Source organism: Faecalibacterium sp. HTF-F, from assembly GCF_023347535.1.
Classification (GTDB): Bacteria; Bacillota; Clostridia; order Oscillospirales; family Ruminococcaceae; genus Faecalibacterium; species Faecalibacterium wellingii.
In genome coordinates this window covers 595,866-618,624 of the sequence record NZ_CP094473.1, presented here as the reverse complement: position 1 = coordinate 618,624, position 22,759 = coordinate 595,866, and the positions used below count along the sequence as shown (strand labels likewise).

Sequence of the window (22,759 nt, the reverse complement as noted above, 5' to 3'; positions counted from 1 at the left end):
AAAAAGCTCCCGTCCTGATGATGGACGGGAGCTTTTCTGCTTCCTGTGATCCGGAACAGCCTGCGCATTCGCTCCGGGCTGTCCGGCGTGGAACTATTCTTTTTTATTTGTGTTTGTCGCGGCCTGCGGGCCGCGACAAACGCCTTTTCACGCTAGGAGTTATTTGCGTCTCGGGTGGATATGCACTTCCGGGATAGCTACGTTATCATAGTGGATCGGCTTATCTGCCGCCGGAGTGCCGTCCGCATCCGTATGATGTGCCACCTTGCCGGTATGGATCTCCGGCAAGGCCACGGTTTCTTCCTCATGGGGATGCTCCTGCTTTTTTCCGAGCCACGTTTTCAGATGGTGATAAAGCGACATTGCACGTCTCCTTTCCCGGTGCGGAAGCCCGCCCGAACTGTAAATGTCAGCTTCAGATAAAATTGATGAACACCGTAATGACCAGACTGTTCAGAAAGTCCGCAAACAGACTGCCCACCAGCGGTATCAGCAGATACGCCTTGACCGAGGGCGAATATTTATCGCAGATGGCCTGCATGTTTGCCATGGCGTTGGGCGTTGCACCCATGCCAAAGCCACAGGTGCCGGACACGATGACCGCCGCATCGTAGTCGCGGCCCATGATGTTGAACACCACCAGCACCACATACAGGATCATGAACAGGGTCTGCCCGGCCAGCAGCACGATCAGCGGCAGGGCCAGCTCTGCCAGCTGCCACAACTTCAGGGTGATCATCGCCATGCCCAGGAACAGCGAAAGGCAGATGCCGCCAATATCGTTGATCTCGCCCATATACACGGTGTACTGGCCGCTGTATTCGCCCACATTGCGGATGATCGCCGCCGCGATCATGGCACCGATATAGATGGGGAAGGTCATGCCCGTCAGGCTCAGAAGTCTGGACAGCACCGTGCCGATGCCCATGGCGACGATCAGCTGAAAGCTTGCCGCCGGGTACATGGTGGTGTGGCGCTCGTGCTTCATTTCTTCTTCCACCAGCAGGCTGTCATCCTCCGGCACTACCGTGGCCAGCAGGTTGTGCCGCTCAATGAGCATCTTGCCGATGGGGCCGCCCATCATGCTGCCTGCGATCAGGCCATAGGTGGCCGCTGCCGTACACAGGGTGGTGGCCCCCTGAATGCCAAAGTCCTCCAGCACCGGGCCAAAAGCACCGGCGGTGCCGTGGCCGCCCACCATGGGGATGGAGCCGGTGCAAAGGCCCACCAGCGCATCCACGCCCAGCAGCTTTGCCAGCCCCACGGCCACAAAGTTCTGGCTGACGATCAGCACGATGACCACGCCCAGAAACACGATCATCGCTCTTCCGCCGCTTTTCAGCACCTTGAGGTTCGCCTGAAAGCCCACTGAGGTGAAGAACATCACCATGCAGACTTCCTTTAGAATATCATCAAATGCAAACTCGGCAATGCCGGTCACATAGCACACGCAGGTAAAAATGGCGAACAGCACACCGCCAATGACCGGGGCCGGAATGCAGAAGCGTTCCAGCACCTGCACCCTTGCCCGCAAAAACTTGCCCAGCATCAGCACCAGCACGGCAACGGCCAGTGTCTGATACATATCCAATTCGATCTTCATTGCTCTACTTTCCCTCAGTTCCCAGCCGTTTGATCGACCGTAATTCCTGCCGCCTTATAGTATGCGGCCGCGCCCGCATGGAACGGGATGCCAACGCCCTCTACTGCGTTTTCCTCCGGATCCAGCGGGATACCCAGCTGCTCTTCCAGCCCTTCCCGGCTGGAGAACAGAAGCTGTGTCAGCTGCTGCACCTGCTTTGCAGGCAGCGCGTTGCTGGCCAGCAGAACGGCTTTCACGCCCACCGTCTGCACCTCCTCCGTCTGGCCGGGATAGGTGCCTGCCGGCAGCGTGACCGTGTTGTAGGCGCTGTAAGCGCTCATCAGGCGCTGTGCCGCCGCACCGTCCACCTTCAGCAGCCGGATGCCGCACTCGCCTGCCAGAGCGGTCAGCACCGGGCTGGGCGCGCCCACCGTCATAAAGATGGCATCCACCCTGCCCGCCTTCAGCTGGGCAGCGGCATCCTCATAGTTCAGGTTCACCATGCTCACCATCTTGTCGTTCAGACCATAGGCAGATAAGATCTGCAGCGCGTTCTGCTCCGAGCCGGATTCCTCCGCGCCGATGCTCACCGTCCTGCCGTGCAGGTCCTCAATGGACCGGATGTCGGAATCCGCCCGCACCACCACCTGACAGGTCTCGGTGTACAGCGCCGCCACGGCACCAAAGCCGCGGTCCTCCTCCTCGTCGGCAAAGATGCCGGTCTGGTCATAGGCATCCTGCACAAGGTCTGCCTGTGCAATGGCCAGCTGCAGGTATTCGCCGGTCAGCAGGCGCAGGTTCGCTGCGGAACCGGCGGTAGCCTTCAGCTCCACCTGCCCGTTGTCCGTCTCGTTTTCCAATGCTGCGAACCGCTCACCAAACTCCCGGTAGATGCCGCCCTCGCCAGCCACACCGAAGCGCAGCCGTTTGGCCTTTTCTGTCGATGCACATCCGCTCAGAACCGCAGCTGCCAGCAGAATGCCTGCCAGTGCCGTCGCGAGCCATTTCTTTTTCAAGATCACCACTCCTCTTCCTGCCGCCGCAGTGCGGCAGAGCTTTTATCCTAAATTATACGCATATTGCGGATGAAATGCAATCACCTGCTGCAGAAAAGGAATGCACTTACCCTCCGAACAGCCCGAAGAAGCTGGTATGGGTCACGCCCAGCACAAGGAACAGTGCGATCAGTGCAAACAGTACCCCGATGATAATATCCATCTGGTGCACGGTCAGCGGAAAATGGTCGTACATTTTTTCTTTCGCATTCACAAAATTCTTGTCACCGTTGTTGAGCAGGCTCTTTTTGCCCTCCTCAAAATCCGCCTTCCGGCCTGCCAGCTCCGCCTGTTCCTGCGCCAGCTGTGCTTCCCGGGCCGCAAGGGCAGCTTCCCGGCGGGCAAGTTCAGCCTCGCGCTCTTCGGGTGTCTGTTTTTCCTGTGCCATAACGTACCTCCTGATGGTGTTTTTATTATAATACCACACAAATGCAGATAAAAAAAGCGGGCCGCCTGCCCAAAAGCAGACGACCCACAGAAAAAGCTCTTACTTCTTTGCCAGATACTTGCGGATATCGATGGCCACAGCCACGATAATGACAAGACCCTGAACGATGTAGGTGTAAGAAGAGTTGACATTCATGAACTGCAGAGCCACCTTCATCAGCTCAAAAACCAGAACGCCGACCAGAACGCCGGGAACAGTACCAACGCCGCCGGTGGTGGAAACACCGCCGATGGTGCAGGCTGCGATGGCGTCCAGCTCATAGCCCTGTGCGGTGTTGACGGATGCGCCGCCGGACTTTGCAGCCAGCAGGCAGCCTGCCAGACCGAACATGCAGGAGGCCAGAATGTAGATGCGGATCTTGGTAGCGTGCACGTTGACACCGGCCACCTCAGCAGCAGCTTCGTTGCCGCCGATGGCGTACATGTACTTGCCGTGACGGGTCTTGTTGTACAGGAACCAGAAGCACCCGGCCACGATCAGAGCGATCCAGATCAGCACAGGCACACCGATGATGGTGTTGGAGGCCAGAGAGGTGAAGTTTTTGTTCAAAGAGCCGATGGGGGTACCGCCGGTGTACACCAGGCAGATACCGTAGACCACCTGCTGCATACCCAAGGTAGCAATGAAGGGCTGCACCTTCAGGTAGCTGACCACCAGACCGTTGCACAGACCCACGATGGCGCAGATGGCAATAACCAGAATGAACACCACGGGGGTGGACAGGGTGGGCATATTGGGGTAGAACTTGCCGGAAGCGCCTTCGGTCTGCGCAAAAATGCAGGCAAGGCAGGCGGCAAAACCAGCCAGACGGCCAGCGGACAGGTCGTTACCGGTGGTGATCAGGCAGCCGGAAATGCCCAGCGCGATGATGTAGCGGATGGACACGTTCTTGAACAGGTTGATCATGTTGGTGCCGGAGAAGAAGTTGGGGTGCATGATGCCAACGATCAGAGTGATGGCCAGCATCATCATAATAATGGCGTTGTTGCTGAGCCACTTGCCCACAGCCTTGCCATTCAATTTTTTGGTAGCTTCCACGATAGACAGCCTCCTTATTTACTGATTTGCCGCAGCGGTGGGTGCGGTCTCGAACTGGGTAGCCAGTGCCATGATGTTTTCCTGCGTAGCGTCCTTGCCGTCGATAAAGCCGGTGATGCGGCCATCGCACATGACCATAACACGGTTGGACATACCGATGATCTCGCTCATTTCGGAGGAGATCATGATAATGCTCTTGCCCTGCTTGGCCAGATCGGCGATGATGCAGTAAATTTCATACTTTGCACCGACGTCGATGCCGCGGGTAGGCTCGTCCAGAATGAGCACATCGGGGTTGTTGGCCAGCCACCGGGCGATCAGCACCTTCTGCTGGTTGCCGCCAGAAAGGCTCTTGATCTGGGTCTTGGGGCTGGGTACCTTGATGGCCATCTTTTCCTTGTTGGTAGCCACCAGATCCAGGATCTTTTTGTTGTCCAGCATGATGGGACCCTTGCGCAGGGCGTCCAGAGAAGCGATGGAGATGTTATCGGCAACGCTCAGCACGCCCAGAATGCCGGTAGCACGGCGGTCCTCGGTCAGCAGAGCAACGCTCTTCTGGATGGCATCGCGGGGCTGCTTGATGTTGACCTCTTCGCCCTTGATCCACACCTTACCAGAGGTATGGGCACGCAGGCCGAAGATGCCTTCCATCAGCTCGGTGCGCTGTGCGCCCACCAGACCAGCCACGCCCAGAATTTCGCCCTTTTTCAGCTCAAAGCTGCAATGGCGGAAGGAGCGGGGATGGATGGAGGTAAAGTCCTCCACCTTCATCATGACCTCGTCCGAGGGATGGTTCTCCAGCGGGGGATACAGGTTCGACAGCTCACGGCCGACCATCTTTGCAATGATCTCTTCCTTGGTCATGTTGGCAACGTCCCACTTACCGATGTACTGGCCATCGCGCATGATGGTGACTTCGTCCGCAATGACCTTGATCTCGTCCATCTTGTGGCTGATATAGACCAGTGCCACGCCCAGAGCCTTCAGCTCGCGCATGATGCGGAACAGCGACTCAACTTCGTTTGCGGTCAGCGAGGAAGTGGGCTCGTCCAGGATCAGCACCTTGCAGTTTGCGGAAACAGCCTTTGCAATTTCCACCATCTGCATCTGTGCGATGCTCAGAGAGCCAAGCTTTGCATGGGGATTGATCTCCAGCTTCAGCTTTTTCAGCAGCTCCTCCGTATCCTTGTACATTTTGGCGTGATCCACCACCGTAACAGGACCGTACTTTTTGGTGGGGTAGCGGCCCAGCCAGATGTTCTCGGCCACAGTACGTGCCGGAATCGGCTGCAGTTCCTGATGCACCATGGCAATGCCGCGGTTCAGTGCATCCAGAGGGGTGGTGATGGTAACTTTTTCGCCCTCGTATTCAATTTCGCCCTCGTCCATCTTGTAAATGCCAAACATGCATTTCATCAGTGTGGACTTACCGGCGCCGTTTTCACCCATCAGCGCCATGACCTTACCGGGGCGAAGCTCCAACTGGGCGTGATCCAGCGCTTTGACGCCGGGGAAGGTCTTGACCACGCCTTTCATTACCAGACGGTATTCTGACATTCCGCAGAGCCTCCTTGTCGTTTATTATCAGGCCGCAGAAAAACCTTTCTTCAAAACAAGGCGCGTGCGCGGAGAATATTTCTCGCACGCACGCGCTTTATAGCTTTGTTCAAGCCGTCAAGGTCCACTGCGCACCTTGCATTGTTTCAGGAAAACTTTGGTCTTACTTCACGTACTCGGAAGCGTTGTCCTTGGTCACCTTCACATAGTCGACCCAGTAGTACTGCTCGACCTTGGAGCCTTCAACGTACAGCTTGGTAGCCTCAGCAGCTGCAGTAGCCTGACCCACGTCGTCGTTCAGCACGGTACCGGTCATGTTGCCATCCAGAACGTCCTGAACAGCCTCAGCCAGTGCATCGACACCAACCAGATAGATGTCCTTGCCGACGGTGCGTTTAGCCTGCTGGATGGACTGCAGAGCGCCCAGTGCCATTGCGTCGTTGTTGCAGAAGACAACTTCGATCTTGTCGCCGTACTGAGACAGAGCGTTTGCAACGTCCTGCTGAGCGGTGGTCTGATCCCAGTTGTCCAGGTACTCGTACAGGCACTCAACTTCCTTGCCTGCATCGGTCAGGGCCTTGATGGAGTACTCGGTGCGGTACTGAGCATCGATGTTCTCGGGGTCGCCCTTGCACATAATGTAGGTGATCTTGCCGTCGCCGTTGATATCGCCCTGAGTCTCGGTCTCCAGGATCAGCTCGCCCTGATAAGTACCGGACTGACGTGCGTCAGCACCAACGTAGCAGCACTTGTCTGCGTAGGAGTCCAGAACGCTCTTGTCGGGCTCACGGTTGATGAAGACGATAGGAGTCTCAGAGGGCTTGACGGTATCAACGATGGTCTGTGCGGAAGTGGTCTGCACGGGGTTGATGACCAGCACGTCCACGCCCTGCTGCAGGAAGGTGTTGATCTGCTCGGTCTGGGTGTTCTGGTCGTTCTTGCCGTCCATGATGGTGACGGAGTAGCCCATGTCCTTCAGGTACTCTTCCAGATCGGAGCGGTACAGGGTCATGAAGTTATCAGCAAACTGATAGATGCACACGCCGATGTTTGCGGAACCGTTGGTTGCAGCAGCGCTGGAAGCCGCAGCGGAAGATGCAGCAACAGAAGATGCAGCAGTAGAGGTGCTGGAAGAGCCGCCGCAAGCGGTCATAGCAGCAGTTGCACCAACAACAGCAGATGCCTTCAGGAAGTCACGACGCGAAATCATTTTCATAATAGTGTTCTCCTTCAATTCGTATCTCAGCATTTTCACAGGAGCATTCTTGCACGTTCCTGTAATTCCTGTTCGTATTATACCCTTGCAGAGCCCCCTGTGCAAGAGAACAAGTTCACAAGATTGAAGGAGTTCTTTTGTGCCATTTCAACAAATGCTTTTTGGGCTCGCCAATTTCTTTTCTCGAAACATCACAATTTTTCATACATTTGCAACCTTCCTACAAAAGCAAAAAAATTATGTCATTTTTCTCTCAAAAAGATTACAAAATGTTGCATGGCCTCTTTTGGGGACGCCGTGTATTTCTTGTATATCTTGAAAAATATTTTCAGGGACAGTTCTGCCGTCATTTTTTGCGGTTTTGATCATTTTTCCCGCAAATTTCTGCAAATGTCTGCCGTTCCCGGCAATGCCGCGCATCGTATTTTGGCTCAAAAAAGCTCCCGGAAGGTCATACGGCCTTTTCCGGGAGCTCAGACAGCGGTTCTTTGGGTCTTACAGGTGCAGCAGTGCCTTTGCAATGTTGAAGTATACCAGCAGCGTGGTGGTATCCACGATGGTGGTGATCAGGGGCGAAGCCATCACAGCGGGGTCTACGTGCAGCTTTTCTGCTGCCACGGGCAGAATGCCGCCGATGATCTGCGAGAGCAGGATGGTGCAGATCAGGGTCAGACACACCACCAGTGCCACCGGAGCCGCAATGCGGTCGAACAGCAGCATCTTTGCAAAGTTGCACACCGCCAGCGTGCCGCCGCACAGCAGGGCCACGCGGCTCTCGCGCCACAGGATGCGGGGCAGATCGTGGGGCTGGATATCGCCCACCGCCATGCCGCGGATGATGGTGGAGGTGCTCTGGCTGCCCGCGTTGCCGCCCGCATCGGTCAGCATGGGGATATATGCGGTCAGCACGGTCACAGCGGCCAGTGCGTCCTCGTAGCCGCGAATGACCAGACTGGAGAAGGTGGCGCTGATCATCAGGAACAGCAGCCACGGCGCACGGCTCTTGTACAGGTCCCACATGCTCTGCTTGAAGTAGGGCTTGTCGGAGGGGCCGATGGCGTTCATTTTTGCGATATCCTCGCTGGCCTCATCCTGCAGGATGCTGATGGCATCGTCAATGGTCACGATGCCCACCAGCCGGTTCTCGGCGTCCACCACCGGGATGGCCAGAAAGCCGTATTTCTCGAACAGCTTGGAGACGTCCTCCTGATCCGTAGTGGTGCTCACGCTGACTACCTTGGAATCCATCAGGTCCTTGATAGGCTCCTCCGTGTTCTTTGCCAGCACCAGCGCCCGCAGGGAGACCACACCCACCAGTCTGCGGCTGCTGTCGGTCACATAGCAGTTGTTGATGGTCTCCTTATCAAAGCCATTTTCCCGGATCGTGTCCATGGCCTGTGCCACGGTCATATCCGGCCGCAGCGCCATCAGCTCGGTGGTCATCACGCCGCCGGCCGAGTCCTCCGGATACTTGAGCAGCTCGTTGATCATGCGGCGGGTAGCGGGATCTGCCTGAGCCAGAATGCGCTTGACCACATTCGCAGGCATCTCCTCCACAAGGTCGGTGGCATCGTCCATGAACAGTTCATCCACCACCGCCTTCAGCTCGGTATCAGTCAGGCCGTCGATGAGCTGCTGCTGGGTCGCGGGCGTCAGCTCGGCGAACACATCTGCCGCAAGGTCTTTGGGGCACAGGCGGAACAGCACCGGGAGCTTTTCCGCAGGCAGATCCTCGAACACTGCAGCCAGATCGGGTGCAGGCAGGGTCTCCATCACGTCCCGCAGGCTCTGGTACTTTTTGGCATCGTCCAGATTGGCCAGCATGGTCTTGAGGGTATCGATCGAAATTTCAGACATAAAAAAGCTGCCTCCTTTTCAGTGGCAGCTCTCGTTTCTTCTTTTCAGGGAACACAAACACGCACCGTGTGCATTCACACACAGCAGGGTCTGCGCAAAGCAGAAACGGCGGCTGCCATCATATAAAGTAATCGGGGAGAAAGACTGCTGCTACTGCCAGCAGGTTCCATGACAACCACCTCGTTTTCCTGTTGTAAAAAGACACTTTTTGCCTTTTCCGCCCATTACTTTACCACTGCTTTTTTGCCGCGTCAACCCTGCTTTTAAAATTTTTCCGTTTCTTTACAAAAAGTAAAAGTGCCCGATGACATTTTTCGTATCATCAGGCACTTTTTATACTTTTGCAGTAGGCAGTTCAGCAGATGCGTCCGGTCAGCGGGCCGGGAGTTTCTCCGAGGACCGTCCGCTGGGGTGGGACCCTATTGCCGAAGGCAATAGGGCGGGCGATGGAATGGCCTGCAACAGCAACGACCGCCGCCAGTGGCGGAAACAGGAAGTTGCTGTTGGGACAGCGGCCAGCAGGATGCGAGTGCTGCTCAAAGCACGAAGCATCCGCTGGGTGCCGCAACCCGTACTCGTGTCCGAGGAGAAAGCTACCGGCACACTGGCCCTTCATCCCTTACAGCGTTTCCACCGTATCAAACAGGTCTTTTGCGGCTTCCACAGCATCCTTGCTGCCAAACACCACCCGCACACCGTTTGCCATGGCGGCACCCAGCTCTGCGGCCTGCTCCTTCAGCAGGGCAGCATCCACAGCGCACAGGGCTCTGCGGTCGGCCGACACCATCTCGTCCGTGATGCCGCAGAAATACCGGCGGTCGATCTCCCGGGCCTCGGCGCGGGGCTTGCGGGGAGTGTCCAGCTTGGCTGCGGCACCCACGATAAAATCGTTCAGATCTTTTTCGGTGTACTCCCGGGCTGCCAGTTCTTCCGGGCCTTTTGCAAAGGTGTCGTAGCTTTCCTTTACATGGGGGTCGCGGTAGGTGTACAGGTACTCCACGCCGTCCGAGGAGAGCATTCCGGTGCCGTAAGCGCCGCCCACCTCGCGGATGCTGTGCCACAGGTATTCGTAGCTCATCACGCGGGCCAGCACCTTGCGGTCGCTGCGGCGCTCCATGGGCCACACCAGCACATCGTAGTTCACGCCGCCATCGATCACGAAGGCTTCATTCACCGGCGGGGTCAGCGGCTCGGTGTAGGGTCTTGCCGCAGCACGGCCCTCGGCGGCAAAGCGGCTTTCCGGCAGCAGGGTGCGCAGTCTGGCAAGGGCATCCTCGCTGCCGTGCAGGCTGACGGTGAGCTGCGCGTGCTGCAGCACCTCGGTGCGCAGAGCATCCAGCTTTTCGCCCAAAGCGGCCCAGTTGCCCCGCTCCTGCACGCCGCACAGGAACTTATAGTAGCTCACGCCGCTGCAGCGTTCGCTCACCGCACCGTCCACCGTGTAGTGGGCACCGGCGCGGGTGGCTGCGTATACGTTGCCCTGCTGGATGAACTGCTGTTCCATGTTCAGCTTCTGCTGGCTCAGCACCCGGGCAAAGGCTGCTTCTGCCACCGGACCGGTGAGGATGGTGTCATACAGCCACTCGCCGCCCAGCTCCACTGCCTTATCCAGACTGCGTTCCAGAAGGCTCAGGCACAGGCTCAGCTTTGCGTGGCAGGGTGCGCCCTCCTGACGGCCGGTCCAGATGTCCAGCTGCACGCGGCTGTCGCCCAGCCATGTGCTGCGCAGGGTGTTCAGCTGCCGGGCGGTATGCTTGCTGCTGTCCAGTTCGTCCAGCACATCGGTCAGCAGGTCAAGATACTGCATGTCCTCGGGCTTCACATTGCCAAGGTCATAGTAGAAATTCAGATACAGGCTGCCCGCCGAGGGGTGATGCAGCAGCTGTGCCCCGGCCATCAGTTCCCGCGTTCCGGGTGCAGTCTTTGCGCCGTCGCCAAGGTCGGCGGCGGTCAGCGGGTGTTCCAGCACCAGCTTGCCGTCGGTGCGGACAGGCGCGTTCTCCTCGTCCTTTCCGGGCAGGGTGGGCACCTGCACCACCTGCACCGGGGCCGGTGCAAACAGCTCACGCAGCAGCTCATCGAACCAGCCGTCGGCCATCTTTTCCCGCAGGGAAGCAAACAGCCTGTCCGTGTGCAGCAGCAGGGCCGGGTCGCCGGTGTGCAGCCAGCCGGTGGAAGCGTTGATGGCATCCAGCACGCCGTCCGGCAGGCTGCCCGGGCGCTCAAGGGACGCGAACTCTGCCGCGTTCAGCGAGGCCAGCAGCAGCTCCTGCGGGATGCCCTCGGTCAGGATGCCGTCCACGGCCTTGCGCACAGCGGCAGAAAACCGGCCTGCAGTCTCTTTGGTAGCACCGCGCAGCACCAGCTCCAGCACCGGCTGCAGGGTGCTGTCATCAAAGCCGATGTCGATATCCGCACCCAGCTTTTCGGCCAGCAGCGCGGCTTTCAGCGGTGAGTTGTTGGTGCCAAGCAAGGCGTCCAGCAGAACCTCCACGCCCAGCTGACGCTCCCGGTCCGCAAAGGCACCGGTGTACCATGCCAGTGCACACTGCACCTCGTCCGGCTCCGGGTTTTCCGTGTAGTAGGGCAGCTCCACGCAGGCTCCGGCCTGCTCGTCCTGCACGGTCAGCCGCGGACGGCTGGTGCCATTGGGCATTTTAGAGAGATAATCTCTGTCCAGCAGTTCCAGCTTTTCAGCCATATCCATCCTGCCGTAAAGGGTGATGCAGCAATTGTCTGCACTGTAATGGCGGCGGTACACCCGCTTATATTTTTCGTAGGTCAGTGCCGGGATGCTGGCCGGGTCACCGCCGGAAACAAAGCCGTAGGCTGTATCCGGGAACATGGCCCGTTCCAGTGCATTTTCCAGCTGTGCATCCGGTGCGGCCAGTGCACCCTGCATCTCGTTGTACACCACTCCGCTCACGGTACCGTCGGCACTGCGGTGCCAGCCCTCCTGCTCGAACACCGCCTTGTCCACCATAGCCAGCGGGCAGAACACCGCATTCAGGTAGACATCCATCAGGTTCTTGAAGTCGGTCTCGTTGGGGGTAGCAAAAGGGTACACGGTCTTGTCCGGGAAGGTCATGGCATTGAGGAAGGACGCCATGCTGCTTTTGAGCAGCTGCAGAAACGGCGAAGTGACCGGGTACTTCTCGCTGCCCGCCAGCACCGAGTGTTCCAGAATGTGGAACACACCGGTATCATCGGACGGGAAGGTACCGAAGCCGATGCCGAATGCCTTATTGATATCTTCATTTTCCACCAGCAGCACGGTGGCACCGCTCACATCATGGGTGAGCACGGTCAGGGTCCCGTGCTGTTCCGGGCAAGGCTCGGTGCGCAGGGTGGTATAACCGGGAAATCGTTCCATTTCGTTTTCTCCTTTGCGGTTTTGAAGTCATTGCCTCTATTGTATCATTCGAGGGCGAAAAACACAATTACAGGTTTGTTAATTATAACCAGCAGAACGGTTTTTGATGATTTGCTTCCCGTGAAAAAGCAAATAAGCCAGCCCCGCAGGACTGGCTTGTTTGCAAAATTATAAAACAATCTTTCCTCTGATATTGCCAAAGCGACCGCGTCGGCTATTTTAAATCGTGTTATTACACCTGTTTTGCGTCCTCGGTCCCGCAGGAGACCCGGAACAGCACAAAGCCCACCGCAAACAGCACCGCCAGCATTCCGATGCCCACATTGGCGCTGCCGGTCAGCTGGCTGCCCACGCTCACGATCATGGTGCCAAGGAAGGATGCGCCCTTGCCGCAGATATCGAACAGGCCGAAGTATTCGCCGGATTTCTCCACCGGGATGATCTTGGCAAAGTGGCTGCGGCTGAGCGCCTGCACACCGCCCTGGAACATGCCCACCAGCACAGCCAGCACCCAGAACTGCCACTGGCTGGTCAGGAAGAAGGCGAACACCGCAATGCCGGTGTAGGCTGCGATGCAGACCGGGATAAGCTGGCTGGACGGATATTTTGCGCTCAGACGTCCAAAGATCAGCGCCGACGGGAAGGCCACGATCTGCGTCACCAGCAGGGCCAGCAAAAGGCCGGTGGTCTCCAGCCCCAGTGCCGTGCCGTAGGCAGTGGCCATATCGATGATGGTATACACGCCGTCGATGTAGCAGAAGAAAGCCAGCAGGAACCAGAACACCTGCTTATCCTCGTGCAGGTGCTTGAGGGTGTGGCCGATGCGCACAAAGCTCTGCTGGATGGCGTGCTGCTTCACCTCCACATAGTTGATTTGCTTATACTTCCGCAGCAACGGCAAGGTGGTGCCCAGCCACCACACGGCGGTGATGAGCAGTGCCACGGAAAGGGCAGTCATCTGGCTCAGGCCGATGGCTCCGCTGCCCAGCACCAGCGCCAAGCACACCACAAAGGGCAAGCAGCTGCCAATGTAGCCCCATGCATAGCCCTGCGAGGACACAACATCCATGCGTTCCGGGGTGGTCACATCGCCCAGCATGGAATCGTAGAACACCAGACTGCCCGAAAAGCCGATCTTTGCAAGGATGAAGATGAGCAGGAACGGCAGCCATGTCGTGGCAAGGCCCATGGCACAGCAGCCTGCCACGCCCACGAACAGGCAGAGCATGAAGATGGGCTTCTTGAAGCCTCTGGTGTCGGCCAGCGTGCCCAGAATGGGCCCCAGCACGGCGGTGATCACCGTGACCACCGAGCTTGCGTAGCCCCAGTAGGCCAGATAGTTCACCGAGCTCAGCCCGCCGGCCTCAGCCAGCGCGTTGAAGAAGATGGGCACCAGCGTTGCGATCATCAGCACAAAGGCCGAGTTGCCCACATCGTACAGGATCCACGCGCGTTCCAGCGGTGTCACCTTGAATTTTTCATGTTTCATCTTGTTTCCTCTCGCACCGCCGGGCGGTGCCCCCTCTTTTTAGATTTCATCATTTAAAATGGCCGCTGCGCACGCTCTGGCCCTATTCAGCGGAAATTTTATTTTTATTTTCGTGTTTGTCGCGCTCTGCGGAGCGCTCCAAACACATTTTCACCAAAAGGGTCGTAGCAGGAAACAGCGTCTTTCCCTGCTGGCCTGCATCGACTTACTCAGAACTCCCCAAAGGTATGGTCGTAGGCCTTATCCAGCGGTTCCTCAGTATCCAGCTTTGCCATAAACTCCAGGATCAGCGTTTCTGCCAGCGGCAGAGCCTTGGCGTACAGCGCTTCCAGCTGCTTGCCGCTTTTCACGCACTTCGGGTTCGGCTGCGGATTTGCCACAAGGCCGTGCAGCATATCATATTTGCCCACCACCTTCATGCCGGTCAGCACCACCCAGCGCTTGACCGGGTTGGACGCCTGCAGGAGTCTGTGCACCGAGATCATTCCCTTGAGTGCTTCCAGCGCGGTCTGCTCCGAGATGCCCTCGTAGAACGGCGCAATGATCCCCGCGTTCTTCTCCGACGGGTGGATATGGCTGGCCGTGAAAAACTTCAGCGGGTCGTATCCGTCCCGGCGCAGCAGCATGTTGTCGAACTCGGTCTCGATCTCGCAGTGGGTCACACCGCTTTCCCGGGTGAACTGCTCCACATAGGGATGGCAGGTGCTGTCCAGCGCAAAGTGGCAGACAAAGCCCAGCGCATAGGCCAGCGCAGCATCCCGGTCCGCCGCGCAGTGCACCACCCTGCGCGCCCGGTCAAAAAAGACCCGCCCCGGCTCCTCGTGCATGGCGTTGCCCAGTGCACCCACCGGGTTGGACTTGGCAGCATGATAATAAAACAGCAGGTCCGGCCCGTGCAGGCCGATATCGTAAAGCTCACGGTTCTGTTCCAGCTGAGCACGCAGTTCATCCGGCAGATGTTCCAGCACATTGGCGCCAAAGCGGCGGTGCGCATAGGTTGACGGCATGGCAGATTCCTCTCTTTCTCTCCGGCAGGGTGCACAAAACGTCCCCCGGTTTTTGCGTTCTGTTTCAGTATAGCAGAAAGTTTCCCGACCTTCCACCCTTTTTCGTCTGATTTTGGTAAAAAATTTGAATTATTTTGTGTTTTCGGTGTCTGCGGGGCAGCCGGACTGCCCGTAAAAGGACAAAAGGCAGCCGACCCTGCGGTCAGCTGCCTTTTCACTGGTTTTTACCCGTTATTTTCGTATCCCTGCGGCATTTCGTTCTTGCGGTTACGATCCATCAGGGTGCGCAAAGCGTCGCTGGCGCTCATGCCCTCCTTCACGATGGCGTTCACCGTCTGCACAATGGGCATTTCCACATTGTACTTTGCAGCCAGCTCCATAGCGGCAGGCAGTGCATTGATGCCCTCCACCACCATGCCGACTTCCTTGACGGCCTGCTCCGGGCTTTCGCCCTTGCCGATCAGGATGCCGGCGCGGTTGTTGCGGCTGTGCATACTGGTGGCCGTCACGATCAGGTCGCCGATGCCGGCCAGACCCGCAAAGGTGTGGATGTTGCAGCCCATGGCCACACCCAGCCGGGCGATCTCGGCAATGCCGCGGGTGATGAGGGCCGCGCGGGCGTTGTCACCATAGCCAAGGCCGGTAGAGATGCCCACGCCCAGCGCGATCACGTTCTTCAGCGCGCCGCTCAGCTCCACGCCTTTGATGTCGGGGTTGGTGTACACCCGCATACAGGTGTTGCTGAACACGTCCTGCACAAATTCTGCAGCCCGTTCATCCGGGCAGGCCGAAACGATGGTGGTGGGCATGTCCAGCGCCACCTCTTCGGCGTGGGTGGGGCCGGAGAGCGCTACCAGCTTTACCCCTTTGGGGCCGCCCTCACGGTTCAGCTCGTCGGCGATGACCTCGGTCATGGTATATAAGGTATCCGGCTCCATGCCCTTGGCAACGTCCACAAGGATCTGTCCGTCCGGGATATAGGGCCGGGCCTTGGCGGTGGTGGAGCGCACAAACACCGACGGCACTGCAAACAGCAGCACATCCTTGCCGGTGCACACCTCCTCGATGCTCTTGGTGAACTGCAGCTCTGCCGGGATCTTCATGCCCGGCAGGTTGGGGTGCACCCGGGCAGCAGAAAGGCTGTCCACCTCGGCCGGCAGTGCCGACCACACCTGCACCTCATTGCCGCTGACGCACAGCATCCGTGCCAGCGCCATACCCCAGGTGCCTGCGCCCAAAACGCCGATTTTTTTCTTTGTCACGTTCGTGTCCTCCGTGTCTGCACCGCACAGGGCAGCTGTGCCCGGCGGTAAATTTGCGCCCATGCCGGTGCTCTGCCCGGTGCGCGTTGTCACGTCCATTGTACACGAAAGCAGGTGCGCCGTCAACCGCTTGCCGCATTGCACAAAGTTTTCCAGATGGGTCGTCCGTTTTTGTACACATCACGCGTTTTGCACAAACCGTTTGCACTCCATCCGGATTCATGCTATAGTATTCTGGTAGGTTTTGTAGGAATTTGGCAAAAAGCCTTGACTTCAAGTGCACTTCAAGGTTTATAATACCTTTATTCCGGACAACACAGAGAGTATCTGAACACCGTTCTGAGGGAACATTTTTCATGTTTGAAGCATTTTTTTCCAACCGCACGGTCAGCGTGCTGGCGGAGGCCCTGCCGCGTATCCTGACAGCCGGCCTGACCATGACCATCCCGCTGACCCTTGTCTCCTTCTTTTTTGCCATGATTATTGCCGTGGCCGTCGCGCTGGTGCAGTACGCCAATGTGCCGGTGCTGCGGCAGATCGCACGGTTCTACATCTGGGTCATCCGCGGCACGCCGCTGCTGGTGCAGCTATTCATCATCTTTTATGGTCTGCCCAGCGTGGGCATCATGCTGGACGCTTTCCCGGCTGCGGTCATCGCCTTTGCCTTCAACGAGGGTGCCTACTGCGCCGAGACCATGCGCGGTGCGCTGGAAAGCGTGCCACAGGGCCAGCTGGAAGCCGGTTACTGCGTGGGCATGAGCTGGTGGCAGATCATGCGCCGCATCGTGCTGCCGCAGGCCCTGCGCACGGCAGTGCCCGCCCTCTCCAACTCGCTCATCGGCATGATCAAAGACACCTCGCTGGCGTCCAATATCACGGTGGCCGAGCTGTTCATGGCGGGACAGCGGGTAGCCGCCCGCACCTACATCTTCCTGCCCATCTACTGCGAGGTGGCTGTGGTGTACCTGCTGTTCTGTACAGTCATCACCAAGCTGCAGGCTTTGCTGGAGCGTCGGCTGAATGCCCACGGCTTCCAGTGAGAAAGGAGTGTGGGTTTTATGGCAATGTTAGAGATCCGCAATGTGCAGAAAACATTCCGCACTGATGCAAAGCCCGGCCTGCATGCGGGCATCTTCCACCGTCCCGGTGCGCGAAAGGCTGCCCAAGAGCTGCAGGTGCTGCGCGGGGTGGACCTGACCGTTGAAAAGGGCGATGTGGTGGCCATTCTCGGCCCCTCCGGCTCCGGCAAGACCACCCTGCTGCGGTGTCTGAACTTTCTTGAGACTGCCGACGCTGGCCAGCTGATCCTTGACGGCGAGAGCTTTGATCTGGCCCATGCAAACCGGGCCGACATCGCCCGCCTGCGCAAAAAGACGGCCTTTGTGTTCCAGAACTACAACCTCTTCCGGAACAAGACCGCTCTGCAGAACGTGACCGAGGGGCTGATCGTGGCCCGCAGGATGCCCAGAGAGCAGGCGGACGCCGTGGGTATGAAAATGCTGGCAAAAGTGGGCCTTGCCGACCGGGCAGACTCCTACCCTCGTCAGCTTTCCGGCGGCCAGCAGCAGCGCGTGGCCATTGCCCGGGCACTGGCGTCTGACCCGGAGATCATCTATTTTGACGAGCCCACCAGCGCGCTGGACCCGGAATTGACCGGTGAGGTGCTCTCGGTCATGCGGCAGCTGGCCGAAGAGGGCATGACCATGCTGGTGGTCACCCACGAGATGGGCTTTGCCCGCAATGTTTCCTCCAAGACCGTTTTCATGGAGAACGGCGTAGTGGTGGAGCAGGCTCCCTCCCGCCAGTTCTTTGCAGACCCGAAAGAGGAGCGTACCCGCGAATTTTTGCGCAAGATTGCTCACACCGAGTGAGGTTTAACCAACTCCCCCAGTCTGCTTCGCAGACAGCCCCCTCTGGGATGGGGCCTTTGGCAAAACCAGAAAGTCTCCCTCTTTGAGGGAGCTGGCGCAGCGTCAGCTGTGCCTGAAGGAGTTTATTTCACAAATATTTTTATAGAGGAAAGGGAATCCAACTATGAAACGCAGAACCTTTATTTCTCTTATGAGCGTCATGGCCGCTGCCGGTGTGCTGACTCTGGCTGGCTGCTCCAATTCTTCCAGCTCCACCGCTGCTTCCGGCACGGCCGCCTCTGTGGCTCCTGCTGCCAGCGACCAGCTGTCCAGCATCCAGTCCAGCGGCAAACTGATCGTTGCCCTGGAAGGCGCATGGCAGCCCTGGAGCTTCCATGATGAGAGCGACACCCTTGTGGGCTACGACGTGGAGGTGTCCCGCGCCATTGCCGAAAAGCTGGGTGTGGAGCCGGAGTACGTGGAAAGCGACTGGGACAGCCTGTTTGCCGGTCTGGACGCAGGCCGCTACGACATCGTGTGCAACGGCGTGGAAGTGACCGACGAGCGCGCCAAGACCTATGATTTCACTGTGCCCTACGGCTACATCCACACCGCCCTTGCCGTCCGCAAGGACAACGAGGACATCACCAGCTTTGAAGACCTGAAGGGCAAGACCACCGCCAACAGTCTGGCTTCCACCTACATGGAGCTGGCCGAAAGCTATGGCGCCACCGTGCAGGGCATCGACACACTGGAAGAGACCATCCAGCTACTCACCGCTGGCCGCATCGACGCCACTCTGAACGCCGATGTTTCCTTCTACGATTACCTGAACGTCCACCCGGACGCAGATTTCAAGCTGGTGGCCCAGACCGAGGACGCTTCTCACGTTGCCATCCCCCTGCGCAAGGGTGATGCCAGCGCCACCCTGCTGGAAGCCATCAACACCGCCATTGAGGAGCTGCGTGCCGATGGCACCCTGAAAGAGCTGAGCGAGAAGTATTTCGGTCAGGATATTTCTGCGGAGAACTGAATCATTTGAATGCCCTCCGCTTTGCTCTGGGCATTTTCAGCGGAAAATTCATTTTAATATTGCAAAACCCGGCAGACTGCGGTCTGCCGGGTTTTGTCTTTTCACGGAAAGGGCCGTAACCGGTAAATGTATCAATCGCGTTTTTTTCAGCTCTGCACATTCATTGCATCTGAATGCAAAAAGCTCTCCCTTTCGGGAGAGCTGGTATCGCGCAGCGATGACTGAGAGGGTTTTATGCGTGAAAATACTCGTAGATGGTCTGTGCCGTCTGTTTCCCCACGCCGGGGGTGTTTTCCAGCTGGTCAGGCGTGGCTTCCTTCACCGCGCCTACGCTTTTGAACTGGGCCATCAGCGCCTTGGCTGTCTTGGGGCCGATGCCGGGGATCTCGGTCAGGGTGGAGGAATAACTCTTCTGCTTCATCTGCTGCTTGCGGTAGGCATTGGCAAAGCGATGGGTCTCGTCCTGAATGGCCGTGATAAAAGTAAAGGTGCCCCGGTTCATGTTGATGGCAATTTCCCGCCCCTCGCTGTCCACGATGGCACGGGTACGGTGGTGGTCGTCCTTCACCATGCCGTAGAGCGGCACATCCGCAAGGGCAGTCCCGGCCAGTGCTTCTTTTGCCGCGCTCACCTGCCCCCTGCCGCCGTCCATCAAAAGCAGATCCGGCTTCTGCCCGAACCAGTTGCTGCAGGGTTCTCCCTTTTTTGCAAGCTCTGCGTACTTTTCATACTCTGCCGCCCGTCGGGAGACGGTCTCTGCCAGCGATGCATAGTCGTCAGTGCCCGCCACCGTCTTCATTTTGAATCTGCGGTAGCCCGCCTTATAGGGCTTGCCATCCCTGAAGGTGACCATGCCGCAGACGCTGGAGCCATCGCCCCAGTTGGAGATATCGTAGCTCTCAATAGCCCGGGGCGGCTTTGCAAGGCCCAGCACCTGCGCCAGCTCGTCCAGCAGTTTTTCCTCCCGGGCGTAACGGCCGCTCTCCCGGGCAAGACGCTCCACCGCGTTGGTGTGGGCCATCTCCACCAGATGGGCCTTATCGCCCCGCTGGGGCACATACAGCTGCACCTCGCTGCCGCGCTTTTCGTTCAGCGCCTGCTGCAAGGCATCGCTGTCCGGCGGCAGCTCGTCCACCGCAATGATCTTGGGGATCTGCTCGTCATCCAGATAATACCGGGGCAGAAATTCCTCCCGCACGGCGGCGATATCCGAGGTATCGTGGAACAAAAACTCCCGCTTGTCGGTCAGCCGTCCGTCCCGGAAGCGCAGCACCGCCGCACACACGCTGTCCGGCGTGCCTGCCAGCGCCACCACATCCATCTCCACATCCGGGTCCACAATGACCTTCTGCCCGGCGCTCACCTTGGTGATGGCTGCGATCTGGTCCCGCAGCAGGGCCGCCGTCTCAAATTCCAGCCGGTCCGAGGCCTCCTGCATCCGCTCGTTGAGGATCTTCAGGATGTCCTTTTTGCCGTAGCGGATCAGGTGCACAGCATTCTTGACCGCCTCGTTGTAGGTCTCGCAGCAGATCTTTCCGCTGCACACTGCCATGCATTTGCCGATGTGCGCATTCAGGCAGGGGCGTCCCCTGCCGATCTCCTGCGGGAAACGCTTATTGCAGCGCGGCAGCAGAAAGGCATCCATGGCCGTTTCCGCCATCTGCCGGGCCGCAAAACTGGAGGTATAGGGGCCGATATACTCGGCATCGTCCTCCTCCTTTTGCAGCACGAAGGAGAGCCGGGGCCATGGCTCCTTTGTCACCTTGATATAGCTGTAGCCCTTGTCGTCCTTCAGCAGGATGTTGTACTTGGGAGTGTGGGCCTTGATCTGGCTTGCTTCCAGCACCAGTGCCTCGAACTCGCTCTGGCAGACGATGACATCAAACGCATAGGCGTGGGCGATCATCTGGCTGACCTTGTTGTCGTGGGGCACGCCCTCGCGGAAATACTGGCTCACCCGGATGCGCAGCCGCTTTGCCTTGCCGATATAAATGATGGTGTCGCTTTTATCCCGGATGATATACACCCCGGGCAGCAGCGGCAGCATACAGGCCTTCTGGTAGAGTTCCGCTTTGGTCATGGCATCTCCTTAAGCAAAAAACAAAAAAGCGGCAGGTTCCCCCGCCGCTCCATTTTATTGGTACAGATTACTCCGCAAAGCCGGACTCCACCAGCTTGATCAGGCCGTCCACTGCAGCCTGCTCATCAGCGCCGTCAGCGATGATGCGGATGGTGGTGCCGCCCACGATGCCCAGAGACAGAACGCCCAGCAGGCTCTTTGCGTTCACGCGGCGTTCTTCCTTCTCGACCCAGATGGAAGACTTGAACTCGTTAGCCTTCTGGATGAAGAAGGTAGCCGGACGAGCGTGCAGACCAACCTGATTTTCAACGGTAACTTCTTTCACGTACATAGTAAAGCGCTCCTATCTAATATCGTTTTGGGTATAGAATCTGTATCCTGTGCCTGTTGCGTTACGATTATTTTAGCGCAAGTCGAAACGGTTGTACAGCCCTCCGGCGTATTTTTGGCGGTTTCTCCAATGAAAAGGGGCCCATTTTTCATTATTTGTACAAAGATAATAAAATTATTCCCCGAAGGTTAGAGGGTAGATACAAAAGTTTTCAACATTTTTTCGACCGTCGGCCCATAACTCTGTCATTTTTGTACGTTTTCGGCACCTGCTGCCATGCTTTGCGCACCCGTTTTCCCGCTTTTGTGCGCCCCTGGCCGGAGCCGGGGATCACTTCTGTGCACCGCCCTCGTACCGCATCCAGACCAGCGCGCACTTTTTCACCACAGCCGGATACTGCTCCGGCGTGAATTCCAGCTCGGTGCCGCTGGTCATTTTCCAGCCCATGCGGGTGTAAAGCGCAATGGCCCGGGTGTTGGTGTTCAGCACGCTCAGCACCGGGTGCTCGTGCTCGCTGAGCTTTTTGCGGGCAAAGTCCAGCATCTTCATGCCGATGCCCCTGCCGCGCGCCTCTTCGGTTACGAACAGATGTTCAATGTGCCCCACCTTGTGGTTGATGCTCACGATGCCGTCCGGCACCTCCTTGGTGGTATGCAGATAACATACCCAGCCGGCGGCCTTTTCCTGCCGCAGCTGCAGCAGGTACTCTTCCTCGTTGAGGCAGGCACAGTATTCCGGGGTCCAGTTCTCGGCACAGGTCGCACGCCGTCCCTCCACAAAGATGTGGGCGGCGGCGGCAAACTGCTCATCGGTCTTGACAAGGCGCATGTTCTCGCCGCGCTTCCACTTGGGCAGTTCCTCCACAGGGTGGCTCCTGCACCACTGCTCATACAGCTCCGGGCGGCGCAGGCGGGTGCGCTCCCGGCTCTGCTCACTGCGCCATGCATCGATCTTCTGGTGGTCGCCGCCCAGCAGCACCTGCGGCACCGCGCGGCCCTCCCACACCTCGGGGCGGGTGTACTGGGGATACTCCAGCAGGCCGTCCCAGTAGCTTTCTTCCTCATAGCCCTTCTGCTCTGCCAGCACGCCGGGCTTCAGGCGCAGCACACTGTCTGCCACCACAAGGCTGGCCAGCTCGCCGCCGGTGAGGATGTAGTCACCGATGGAGATTTCTTCATCTGCAAACGCCTCGATCACGCGCTCGTCGATGCCCTCATAGTGGCCGCATACCAGTGTCAGGTTATCGTACTGGGCCAGCCGCTTTGCGTGCTCCTCGGTATAGCGCTGGCCGCCTGCCGTCAGGAACACGATATGCGGGGCCGGACGGCCCTGTGCAGCCACTTCCTGCTGCACGGCACGCAGGCAGTCTGCGATGGGCTGGGCATACAGCACCATGCCGCAGCCGCCGCCGTAGGGGTAATCGTCGGTCTGCTTCTGTTTGTTCAGGGTGTAGTCCCGGATCTGGTGGCAGTGGGTCTCAATAAAGCCCTTCTTTGCCGCGCGCCCGATGATGCTGGCATCCAGCACCTGCTGGCACATTTCCGGGAACAGGGTCACGATGTCCACGCGCATCCCCATAGC

General features: G+C 58.2%; 19 protein-coding genes. 3 read left to right on the top strand and 16 right to left on the bottom strand.

Features of this window, described 5'->3' with window-relative positions:
* Positions 1 to 159: 159 nt before the first annotated feature.
* The 13 genes from MTP37_RS02880 to MTP37_RS02820 form a co-directional block, all read right to left on the bottom strand.
* Positions 160 to 363, bottom strand: a complete 204-nt coding sequence (locus MTP37_RS02880) for a hypothetical protein (protein WP_249238125.1) — start codon at positions 361 to 363, stop codon at positions 160 to 162.
* 52 nt (positions 364 to 415) lie between these two features.
* On the bottom strand, positions 416 to 1,603 hold the full coding sequence (gene gltS / locus MTP37_RS02875) for a sodium/glutamate symporter (RefSeq protein ID WP_249238124.1): 1,188 nt from the start codon (positions 1,601 to 1,603) through the stop codon (positions 416 to 418).
* Between the two features lie 14 nt (positions 1,604 to 1,617).
* Positions 1,618 to 2,604 carry a TAXI family TRAP transporter solute-binding subunit gene (locus tag MTP37_RS02870; RefSeq protein WP_249238123.1) on the bottom strand — a complete coding sequence of 329 codons (987 nt, stop codon included), beginning with the start codon at positions 2,602 to 2,604 and terminating at the stop codon, positions 1,618 to 1,620.
* Positions 2,605 to 2,704: 100 nt separating this feature from the next.
* Entirely contained in the window at positions 2,705 to 3,025 is a 321-nt protein-coding gene (locus tag MTP37_RS02865; protein WP_097775076.1) for a hypothetical protein, read from the bottom strand.
* Positions 3,026 to 3,124: 99 nt separating this feature from the next.
* Entirely contained in the window at positions 3,125 to 4,123 is a 999-nt protein-coding gene (locus MTP37_RS02860) for an ABC transporter permease subunit (protein WP_249238122.1), read from the bottom strand.
* 18 nt (positions 4,124 to 4,141) lie between these two features.
* Positions 4,142 to 5,680 carry a sugar ABC transporter ATP-binding protein gene (locus MTP37_RS02855; RefSeq protein ID WP_249238121.1) on the bottom strand — a complete coding sequence of 513 codons (1,539 nt, stop codon included), beginning with the start codon at positions 5,678 to 5,680 and terminating at the stop codon, positions 4,142 to 4,144.
* 163 nt (positions 5,681 to 5,843) lie between these two features.
* Positions 5,844 to 6,896, bottom strand: a complete 1,053-nt coding sequence (locus MTP37_RS02850; RefSeq protein ID WP_249238120.1) for a substrate-binding domain-containing protein — start codon at positions 6,894 to 6,896, stop codon at positions 5,844 to 5,846.
* Between the two features lie 237 nt (positions 6,897 to 7,133).
* Complete coding sequence (locus MTP37_RS02845; protein ID WP_249238119.1) at positions 7,134 to 7,331, bottom strand: hypothetical protein; 198 nt, start codon at positions 7,329 to 7,331, stop codon at positions 7,134 to 7,136.
* 60 nt (positions 7,332 to 7,391) lie between these two features.
* Entirely contained in the window at positions 7,392 to 8,753 is a 1,362-nt protein-coding gene (gene mgtE / locus MTP37_RS02840) for a magnesium transporter (protein WP_249238118.1), read from the bottom strand.
* Between the two features lie 619 nt (positions 8,754 to 9,372).
* Positions 9,373 to 12,126 (bottom strand): insulinase family protein, encoded by a 2,754-nt coding sequence (locus MTP37_RS02835; protein WP_249238117.1) that lies wholly within the window; start codon positions 12,124 to 12,126, stop codon positions 9,373 to 9,375.
* A gap of 232 nt (positions 12,127 to 12,358) precedes the next feature.
* Positions 12,359 to 13,615 (bottom strand): MFS transporter, encoded by a 1,257-nt coding sequence (locus MTP37_RS02830; protein WP_249238116.1) that lies wholly within the window; start codon positions 13,613 to 13,615, stop codon positions 12,359 to 12,361.
* Positions 13,616 to 13,824: 209 nt separating this feature from the next.
* Positions 13,825 to 14,622: a zinc dependent phospholipase C family protein gene (locus tag MTP37_RS02825; RefSeq protein ID WP_249238115.1), complete on the bottom strand. Its 798-nt coding sequence runs from the start codon at positions 14,620 to 14,622 to the stop codon at positions 13,825 to 13,827.
* Positions 14,623 to 14,846: 224 nt separating this feature from the next.
* Positions 14,847 to 15,884 (bottom strand): NAD(P)H-dependent glycerol-3-phosphate dehydrogenase, encoded by a 1,038-nt coding sequence (locus tag MTP37_RS02820; RefSeq protein ID WP_396344644.1) that lies wholly within the window; start codon positions 15,882 to 15,884, stop codon positions 14,847 to 14,849.
* A gap of 356 nt (positions 15,885 to 16,240) precedes the next feature.
* Here MTP37_RS02820 and MTP37_RS02815 point away from each other — a divergent pair, with 356 nt between their 5' ends.
* The 3 genes from MTP37_RS02815 to MTP37_RS02805 all read left to right on the top strand — a co-directional run bounded on the left by MTP37_RS02815 (position 16,241) and on the right by MTP37_RS02805 (position 18,767).
* Entirely contained in the window at positions 16,241 to 16,924 is a 684-nt protein-coding gene (locus MTP37_RS02815; protein WP_005944676.1) for an amino acid ABC transporter permease, read from the top strand.
* An 18-nt stretch (positions 16,925 to 16,942) separates the two neighbouring features.
* Positions 16,943 to 17,755, top strand: a complete 813-nt coding sequence (locus MTP37_RS02810) for an amino acid ABC transporter ATP-binding protein (protein WP_249238114.1) — start codon at positions 16,943 to 16,945, stop codon at positions 17,753 to 17,755.
* Positions 17,756 to 17,918: 163 nt separating this feature from the next.
* Entirely contained in the window at positions 17,919 to 18,767 is an 849-nt protein-coding gene (locus MTP37_RS02805) for a transporter substrate-binding domain-containing protein (RefSeq protein WP_249238113.1), read from the top strand.
* A 232-nt stretch (positions 18,768 to 18,999) separates the two neighbouring features.
* On the opposite strand, the gene uvrC is transcribed toward MTP37_RS02805, so the two are convergent.
* From uvrC to trmD, 3 genes are all read right to left on the bottom strand, one after another.
* On the bottom strand, positions 19,000 to 20,847 hold the full coding sequence (gene uvrC, locus MTP37_RS02800) for an excinuclease ABC subunit UvrC (RefSeq protein ID WP_249238112.1): 1,848 nt from the start codon (positions 20,845 to 20,847) through the stop codon (positions 19,000 to 19,002).
* 67 nt (positions 20,848 to 20,914) lie between these two features.
* Positions 20,915 to 21,178: an HPr family phosphocarrier protein gene (locus MTP37_RS02795; protein WP_005920365.1), complete on the bottom strand. Its 264-nt coding sequence runs from the start codon at positions 21,176 to 21,178 to the stop codon at positions 20,915 to 20,917.
* A 330-nt stretch (positions 21,179 to 21,508) separates the two neighbouring features.
* The gene (gene trmD / locus MTP37_RS02790; RefSeq protein WP_249238111.1) at positions 21,509 to 22,756 is read right to left on the bottom strand and encodes a tRNA (guanosine(37)-N1)-methyltransferase TrmD; all 1,248 of its coding nucleotides are present in this window, start codon (positions 22,754 to 22,756) and stop codon (positions 21,509 to 21,511) included.
* Positions 22,757 to 22,759 lie beyond the last annotated feature (3 nt).